The following is an 8,167-nucleotide window of genomic DNA, read 5'->3' as shown; positions in this document are numbered from 1 at the left end:
ATAAATAATGACGGTTATAAAACGGGGGGTTACACCTTATTTGGCTTATTTGGGTATAGATGCCAGTGCTCCTCTGAGCCAAGATGGTTTTCCCAAAGGGATTGATAAAGTGAACAACGTCCTAACAATTCGTCGTGAGTGCCACTATCACAAAGGGTTCCATGATCCATCACCAATATTTGGTCAGCGCGAGTTATCGTGCTCAACCGATGAGCGATAACAAAGACTGTTTTATTCTGGGTAAGAGAATCAAACGCCTGTTGTATCAACTGTTCATTTTCGGGATCGAGAGAAGCTGTTGCTTCGTCAAGGAATAAAACTGGAGATTGCTTTAAGATAGCCCGGGCAATAGCAAGGCGCTGACGCTCGCCACCAGACAGAGTACCGCCATCCACCCCTAGCGGTGTATCGTACCCTTGCGGTAATGCCATAATCGTATCGTGAATATTGGCAAGGCGAGCAGCCTGCTCCAGTTCTAACTGGGTTGCACCGGGATCACCCAACCGGAGATTGTTAGCGACGGTATCCTGAAATAGTGCGGTTTCCTGAAATACCATAGTAACGGTGTCATACAGTGCCTGGGTTTGGTAATGATGAATATCATTCCCACCCAGACGGATTTCTCCCTTATCCAGTTGATAGAAAGAGAGCAGCAGATAAGCCAGTGTGGATTTCCCACTGCCACTGGACCCGACAATAGCGGTCATACTGCCTTGCGGCGCATAAAATGACACATTTTGGATAGCGGGTTGATTCGTACCTGGATAGCTAAATGAGATGTTATTCACTTCAACATCATATTTGTCTGGCGCGGCTAGTGGCCCGGAAGCTTGCGTTGCAACGGCTTCTATCTCTGCAATATGGGTTTCACCTACTTGCGTTAAGGCCGTAATATTGAGTAAGGGGATGATCCCACGTAGAGGGGTCATCGTGGCAAACAACAACAGAATCGTGATAAGTATTTCTGAGAGTGTTAATGCTTCTGGTGAATTAAAGCGCAGAGCGCCAGCCAGAATGCCAACGACCACGCTGGTATCAATGATGATGTAAAACAGGCTCAGTAGCGGAATACTTCTGAATACCCCGCGGCGGAATGCGACACGTAATTGGTCGATTTCGCGGTCAAAACGCTGTTCTACCGTCGTGGTCGCTGCCGCAGCACGAATAAAGGACATACCTTGGGCGTACTCAACGATAGCTTCGGATACATCAGCCATCATAGTGGCACGCAAGCGCAATATTTCATCCAGTTTTTTACGGATAGCCCCCAAGATGAACATCCCAACCATCAGCACTAATAATGCACTACCGGCAACCACCCAATCGAACCAGAATAAAGCCAGGTAGATGAGAGTCAGCATCATCACCTGACAAGCGATTTGCGGTGTGGTATAGGCTGACTGATTTTCCTGCCATTGCACATCTTCAGATAACGTCAACGCTATTTTTCCAGCACTCAATCCCCGAATAGTGGCGACAGACATACTGACAAGGTGTTGTAGCAGAGAGCGACGAATTTCTATGCCTAAACCATAGGCGGCAATGGTGAGTTTACATAATGCGCGAGCCATAAAAGTAAACCGCAGCAACAGTAAAATAACCAGTAATCCCAAAGTGATAAGCGGCAACATAGGATTGTCACTTTCCCCTAGATGGGTAATAGCCCAAGCAGCAATAGCAAGTTGAGCCATAATCGCAACGGTATCAAACTGTTTATATAACAATCCTTTAAACCAAACTCTTTGCAGTTTTGGTGATAGATGTTGCTGGAGACGATTAAATAGCCCCATGATAATTTGCTCCGGCCCCGGTTTTTTCTCCCCGCCAAGCAGCCCACTGTCTGGCGTATGCGCCTTGCTGTGCGACCAGTTCTTCATGGGTTCCTTGTTCGATAATCTGTCCTTTATCTAAAACCATTATTTGATCAAGATGACGGATAGTCGGTAGACGATGGGCAATGACAATCACTGTCTTATTGCGGCATAGAGCATTGAGCGCTTGTTGCATCTCTTTTTCACATTCTGGATCGGCATAGGCTGTAGCTTCGTCCAATACAAGAATCGGGACGTTTTTTAGAATAGCGGCGGCAACGGCAATACGCTGTTTTTCACCTACCGATAAACTCACGCCACCGTTCAGTACGGTGTCGTAGCCTTGCGGTAATTGCTGAATAAATTGATGTGCTTGCGCTGCGATAGCAGCCGTTTCAACTTCGGCCTGTGAGGCATTAGGACGGGCTAATCGTATGTTATTAGCCACCGTATCGTTGAACAGAAACACACGCTGGAAAACAAAAGAGACGTTATTGCGTAGTGTCGGTTCATCCATATTACGGATATCAACACCGCCAATAGTAACCTGACCATGCTGAGGGTCCCAAAGACGTGCGATAAGACTCGCTACAGTAGATTTACCCGAACCACTGGCACCGACTAAAGCTAATGAACTGCCCGCCGGTATAGAAAATGAAATGTTATTTAATGCATTCTCCTGCTTATCTTGGTAGGAGAAACTGACATTGTGCAGAGCGACGCTGTGATCGGCTGGTGTTTGGCTTTGGGTACAAGGTGCCAGTTCAGGTTGATTCATTAACCAACGATAGCGTGTGATCAATGCCTCTTGCTGTTGCAAACGTGTCATCACAGCAAACATAGATGAGGCAATATTGCCGAATGCCATTGCCGCCAAAATAAAGAAAGTGAATTCGAATAAAGTGATCTCTTGTCGGTTCAATAACCAGACCGCCAAAGGGAGGACAAACAACAGGTTAGCACTGGATAACACGAAAAACCGGCTGGATTTGACCTGTACTTTCTCAACCCAAACATCAATAATCCGAGTCAGGGCAGTAAACGCTTTCTCAGCGCGTTGCAACGCAACCTTGCCGCCTGAATAGGTTTTGACCACAGGAATCGCATTAATAACTTCACCCATTGTTGAAGCAATACGGTTTTGGGCTGCATAAAAACGCTGAGTTGTCGCTTGAACTTTTATCTGAATATAGACGAATAACAGGCAGGCACCCAAAGTTGGCGCGAAGGCTGCTAAGGCTAACCGCCAATCAATGGCTAACATGACACTCAATGCAATCAATGGACCGAATAAGGTAGCAGACATCTCTGGAATGATATGGGCAATACCATCTTCAAGCTGTTCGACGTCATCTAGCATCATCTTTTTTATTTCAGTGCTGTCGGTCAGCATGAAAAAACCCAAAGGGACAGACTTCAACTTACTGCTGATATTGCGGCGAACATCAGCTTGCACATCGGCAGCGATCAAATGAGCAAAAAACGTTGAACCACTAAAGGTCAACATAGCGGCAAATGTAAATCCCAATAACATAGCGCCATAATTCAATAGCGTGTCATATTGCCCGTCATAGATAGATTGGGTGATGAGCCCGGCAACCGCCGCCGGCAACATTTGCAGGCCGGCGGAAAGAATGGCAAGTGCAATAGCAACGTAACTCAACGTGCGGTATGGGCGCATCATATACCATAATTCTTTAATAACGCCGGCATCAGCCGCACGCTGCTCCGGCGAACTCTGAACAGAAGTATCATGATTACGCATTCACGCTCTCCTTGTGGAAATTATGGAATTTACGCAATGTCCAGAACAAGGCAATGAAGGTGAAGAGAAGTGCAAGAACGAAAAGGGCAGAATAGCCTGCTTTAGTAACAATCAATCCACCCAACACTGAACAGATAATTGCAATACCCATATCTGCGGATTGCATCAACGCAAAATCCACACCGGACTGAGCACCCGCAGCGAGCGACATCATCTGGGTATACAGCGCAACAAATTTGGCGGCGGTGATTAAGGTGATGAAAACATATGCGGCTGAAAGCAGGGATAACGGCGCTTCTGGTTGCCGGGCAAGCCAGAAGATACAGGCTAATACGATAGATTCAAGCAGCATGACAGACAGTAAAGTCTGGATAGCACCGAATTTACGTACAATGATACCACCAAGCAGAACACCAGATAATCCAGCTAATGCACCACCACTGGCGGCAATGATACCAAGTTGAGTTAAATCCACACCGCGATCGATCAAAAACGGCGAAAGCATACCAAGTGAAAGACGCGTACCGATCATACATAGCAATATCAAAACCAGTGCTTGTCTAACCGGCGCCCGACGGAGTGCATTTTTGAGAGAAGGGGCAACCGGGGCTTTTAAAACCGTTGGTGCTTTTTCTACCTGTGTTTCCCGTAAAAACAGGGCAGGCAGTGACATCAATAGAATCACTATGGCTAACACCCCGGCGCCAATGTGCCAACCATACAGTGAAACAAGGTATAGAAACAGACCGCTGCCGATGATAGAACCCAAATAACCGCCGCCAACTTGCATAACATTGCACCAAGGGCGATGTTTTGGCGATAACCGGTCAATAGCGTGGCCATCGGTGGTGGTATCCACCACGGTCAAACAAATGGTGATCAGAAACAGACCGACGATAATCAGCGGCATATGTTCGGCAGGTTTTGCCAGTGACATTGAACAAAAAAGCAAGGTAATTAACAGATTTCCGCAAATCATGATACGACGGGGGTTTGTATCCCCCGAACCAGATTTACGATAGCGCTCTATAACAGGCGCCCAAAGGAATTTGAATGCCCAAGGCAGCATCAGCAAGTAGAGCAAGCCGATTTTATCCGGGGTTACGCCGTGGCTACGCAAAAACGCTGGCATACTTTGTAACGTTAACATGCCGATAGTACTTTGGAGGGTGTAAACCCCCGCCAACGTCAACAATAGTAACGATATATGACGGGGATGGGAGATATTGTGCGTCATAGCGAGACACTCACATCCAACCCAACATTCAAGCCCTTATTGATCATACTGAGCGTATTTGGCCCCACGGTGAAACTGGAGACACGATACTTTTTATCACCCAGATTTTCGCCATAGAGTTTTACATTAATCCCATGTGCCATTTCTAAACTTAATGAAGCGTCATAGAGGGTGTATCCTCCCTGTTCAAGGGTATTCGCTTCATTAAAGTAGCTTTTTGAATAGTAGCGGGCACCGGCATTTAAATAGAGGTTACCGGGTAACAACGTTTGATCAATCAAGTAGTCAAAACTTGCATTGAGCATGACATCTGGCGCATAAGGCAGACGTTTATCGTTATAACTTATGCCATTCTCTGTATCGGTTGCATCAATGAAGTTTGATTTGCCTACACTTCCCCCGAGAGAAAATTTCAGCCCTTTCATTGGTTTAATTTGGCTACTCAATTCAATGCCTTTGCTCTCTGCTTTACCCACATTGCGTATAAACTGTGCACCGATCGGACCAACATAAATTTGTTTATCTTTCGAACGAATGTAGTAAACAGCACTGTCTAACGTCACTGCGTTACCAAAGAACGAGGTATGCCAGCCAAACTCATAATTATCTGAGGTTTCGGTATCGTAGGGTTTTCTATCATTGGCGGAGTAGACAATGTTATTGAATCCACCGGGTTTATATCCTTTCGTAGCAGAGAGATAGAAACGGGTATCTGGCGTCAATTGCCAACCCAATGCGGCTTTAGGCGTAAATTCATTGCTGGAAACTTGGTTATCAAAAGCTTCGATTGCTGCCATGCCAGAACGGCCAGCATAGTCTATCTGCGATTTTTCATGGGACAAACGGCCACCCAAGGTCAGATCCCACTGAGAAGCAAAGGGCAATTTCACTTCACCAAACAGTGCCAGCGATTTTCCTTTTATTGTGTTAGCCGCATTGCCATAGTAACCGGGGTAACCACTGGTATGATGTTTATTCTTTTCATCTGAAAACCAACCACCGAGAACGCTGGTAATCCCATTTGAGAAATTGGAGTTCAAACGCAGCTCTTGCGTGGTGGCATGGTGTTTCTCTTTCCATTTACCACCAATGAAATCACGGTAAATATCGCGATCCTGATAAGAAGTCACACTGGTTAATACACTGTCGCCAAAATCATATTCAGCCTTGAATGCATAACTGTTAACCCGACGGGTTAAATCAGGGATAGGGCCATCATATTCTTTCCGACGAAATTGTTCGTCGTTTAAATAGACTTCTTCATGGGAATCGAGATCTTCATGAGCAAAGCTAAGTTCAGCACTGAACGAAGAATCTTCTGGTGCAAATGTCAGTTGCCCTCGTCCAAGCCAGGTTTTGCTGGAATCAATATTTTTATCGCCACGATTTGGTACATCAATTTGCCCAAGCTCTTTTACCCAACGCAGGCTGGTACTACCATAAAGGAGATCTTCAATAAGCGGTATTGATCCGCTGAAAGAACCACCTTGTTTCAGCTTGGAGTAATTACCAGAAAGATTAAGCCAAGGGCCTTCTTGCGGCGAACGAGTGATGATATTAATAACACCCGCTTGTGCATTTCCGCCATATAAAGTCCCTTGCGGACCGCGTAATAATTCTACACGTTCCACGTTGATTAATTCTTGTGTTAGGAATTGGTGATCTTGAGGAACGCCATCGACATAAATTCGAACAGAAGGCGAATAGAAATCCGGTGAACTAATACCGCGAATGGTGGTTGCTGAATAGGTTCTATTACCTCGTGAGCGGATTTGTAAACCAGGAAAAGCGCGTTCAAGATCTTGTACTTGAGTGATACCGGCCTGTACAAGTTCTTCGCCTGTTTTAACCAGAACGCTACCATCCACTTTATTTAACGCTTCTTCCCGTTTATTTGCCGTCACAATCAAAGCATCTTCTGTCGCGCCAGACGAATGTTCTGCCCATACCATAGGCGAAATTAAACAACATAAAACAGACGCCTTAGCGTATTTTTTTCTCATATAAATAACTCGTTATGCACTGTTTAAATCATGTTTTACAAAAATTAGGTGTGGTAAAACAAAAAACATAACGGGAGACTATCGATAGTATTCCATCAGGGCTAACGGAATAGGGACAAAAGTAGCGCATTACGTACTATTGATAATGATTATCATTAATGATAAATTGCGTGATATTTACAATACAATATATACACACAGTATATATATACAGTAAAAATATAATGTCTATAATATGTAAAAACTATTATTTTAAGTACGGAAATAATTTTTAACTGGTGTCTGATGCTAATTTTATAGGGGATCTCATGAAGACAATCTATAGCAAAAAATTAGAAGTTTTCACGGCTGACCATTGCAATTGCGTGCATTCACATGCAGATAAAAAGAATACAAATACTCCCTTATTGATTGAGGAATTATCTGACGGCATTCACATAAATCGGCTATGCTTTGAACTCAACAAAGATGTCACAGAATATTGTGAAGGACCGCCAACGGTGTCAATCGCGTTTATTTTAAACGGGAGAGGAAAAATGGCGATTGAAAATGGTGATGAATTAGATATTCATCCGGGAATGATGATATTTTTCTATTCACCGAAAATGACGCGAGGCATGAACTTCTTTGGCTGCGGATCATGGCATATACTCGACATTCGTTTTTCATTGAACGAAATTGCAGCTCAGGAATTGCCACCTTTTACTCAATTAGCGGCAGGTTTTGAAAAGAACGCCAGTCACAGTGATGTATTGATGATGGCATGTCCTATCTACCCACCATTTATGCAAATAGTGAACCAAATAGAAGAGTGCCAATTAAGTGGCAATGTAAGAAAGGTTTATTTAAAGGCAAAAGCGTTAGAAATACTCGCTTGTGTGGCGTCTCAAGTTTATGATTGTCAATATAATATGGTCAGTGGGTTACAACGCCGAGCCGTTTATAATGCAATAAAAATAATTAACAGTGATTATCATTACCCTTGGACAATAAAATCATTATCAAGAGCGGTTGGTTTAAATGAACGGAAATTAAAAGAGGGATTTCGTGCTGTTGTTTTTCGCACTTTCCATCAATATCTGGAAAATGTCCGCATGACGACCGCAGAAGATTTATTGAAAAAAGGTATGAGTGTCATTGATGTTTCTACCGCAGTAGGTTACGCCAGTCCAAGCCATTTTTCTAAACGCTTCCGGCAACATTATTTGATCAATCCTAAAGCATGGCAGGCGAAATATGCCGTTGGTCACACTTTATTAACAGAAAATATCGTGGTCGGAAAATAAATGAAAATCTCTGTTTTGCCATGTTGACTATTCAGTTGATTCTAAAAAAAGATGGCCATTTTGAC

Annotated in this window: 5 protein-coding genes; 1 reads left to right on the top strand and 4 read right to left on the bottom strand. The window is 44.1% G+C overall.

Annotation, left to right across the window (positions count from 1 at the left end; all coding sequences use genetic code 11):
* Nucleotides 1-29 precede the first annotated feature (29 nt).
* From ACGF5R_RS06430 to ACGF5R_RS06415, 4 genes are read right to left on the bottom strand one after another with little or no spacing between them, the layout of a single operon-like run.
* Nucleotides 30-1,877, bottom strand: a complete 1,848-nt coding sequence (locus tag ACGF5R_RS06430) for an ABC transporter ATP-binding protein (RefSeq protein ID WP_387690160.1) — start codon at nt 1,875-1,877, stop codon at nt 30-32.
* On the bottom strand, nt 1,777-3,576 hold the full coding sequence (locus ACGF5R_RS06425; RefSeq protein WP_262980051.1) for an ABC transporter ATP-binding protein: 1,800 nt from the start codon (nt 3,574-3,576) through the stop codon (nt 1,777-1,779). Before ACGF5R_RS06425 ends, ACGF5R_RS06430 begins: the two co-directional genes overlap by 101 nt.
* The gene (locus ACGF5R_RS06420; protein ID WP_112879129.1) at nt 3,569-4,813 is read right to left on the bottom strand and encodes an MFS transporter; all 1,245 of its coding nucleotides are present in this window, start codon (nt 4,811-4,813) and stop codon (nt 3,569-3,571) included. The genes ACGF5R_RS06425 and ACGF5R_RS06420 overlap by 8 nt, the downstream gene beginning before the upstream one ends.
* Nucleotides 4,810-6,816, bottom strand: a complete 2,007-nt coding sequence (locus tag ACGF5R_RS06415; RefSeq protein ID WP_387690157.1) for a TonB-dependent receptor — start codon at nt 6,814-6,816, stop codon at nt 4,810-4,812. Before ACGF5R_RS06415 ends, ACGF5R_RS06420 begins: the two co-directional genes overlap by 4 nt.
* A gap of 308 nt (nt 6,817-7,124) precedes the next feature.
* Between ACGF5R_RS06415 and ACGF5R_RS06410 the strand changes: the two genes are divergently transcribed.
* Nucleotides 7,125-8,102, top strand: coding sequence for a helix-turn-helix transcriptional regulator (locus ACGF5R_RS06410; protein WP_112893771.1), 978 nt, complete (start codon nt 7,125-7,127; stop codon nt 8,100-8,102).
* Nucleotides 8,103-8,167: the final 65 nt, after the last annotated feature.

The organism is Photorhabdus sp. RM71S (assembly GCF_042879355.1).
Taxonomy (GTDB): Bacteria; Pseudomonadota; Gammaproteobacteria; order Enterobacterales; family Enterobacteriaceae; genus Photorhabdus; species Photorhabdus kayaii.
The sequence above is the reverse complement of the archived record's forward strand: the minus strand, read 5'-3'. Positions and strand labels throughout refer to the sequence as shown.

What these genes read in the sequence shown, in the direction of transcription:
- ACGF5R_RS06430 (WP_387690160.1), bottom strand. Translation starts at nt 1,877, where the DNA reads ATGAAGAACTGGTCGCACAGCAAGGCGCATACGCCAGACAGTGGGCTG.
- ACGF5R_RS06425 (WP_262980051.1), bottom strand. Translation starts at nt 3,576, where the DNA reads ATGCGTAATCATGATACTTCTGTTCAGAGTTCGCCGGAGCAGCGTGCG.
- ACGF5R_RS06420 (WP_112879129.1), bottom strand. Translation starts at nt 4,813, where the DNA reads ATGACGCACAATATCTCCCATCCCCGTCATATATCGTTACTATTGTTG.
- ACGF5R_RS06415 (WP_387690157.1), bottom strand. Translation starts at nt 6,816, where the DNA reads ATGAGAAAAAAATACGCTAAGGCGTCTGTTTTATGTTGTTTAATTTCG.
- ACGF5R_RS06410 (WP_112893771.1), top strand. Translation starts at nt 7,125, where the DNA reads ATGAAGACAATCTATAGCAAAAAATTAGAAGTTTTCACGGCTGACCAT.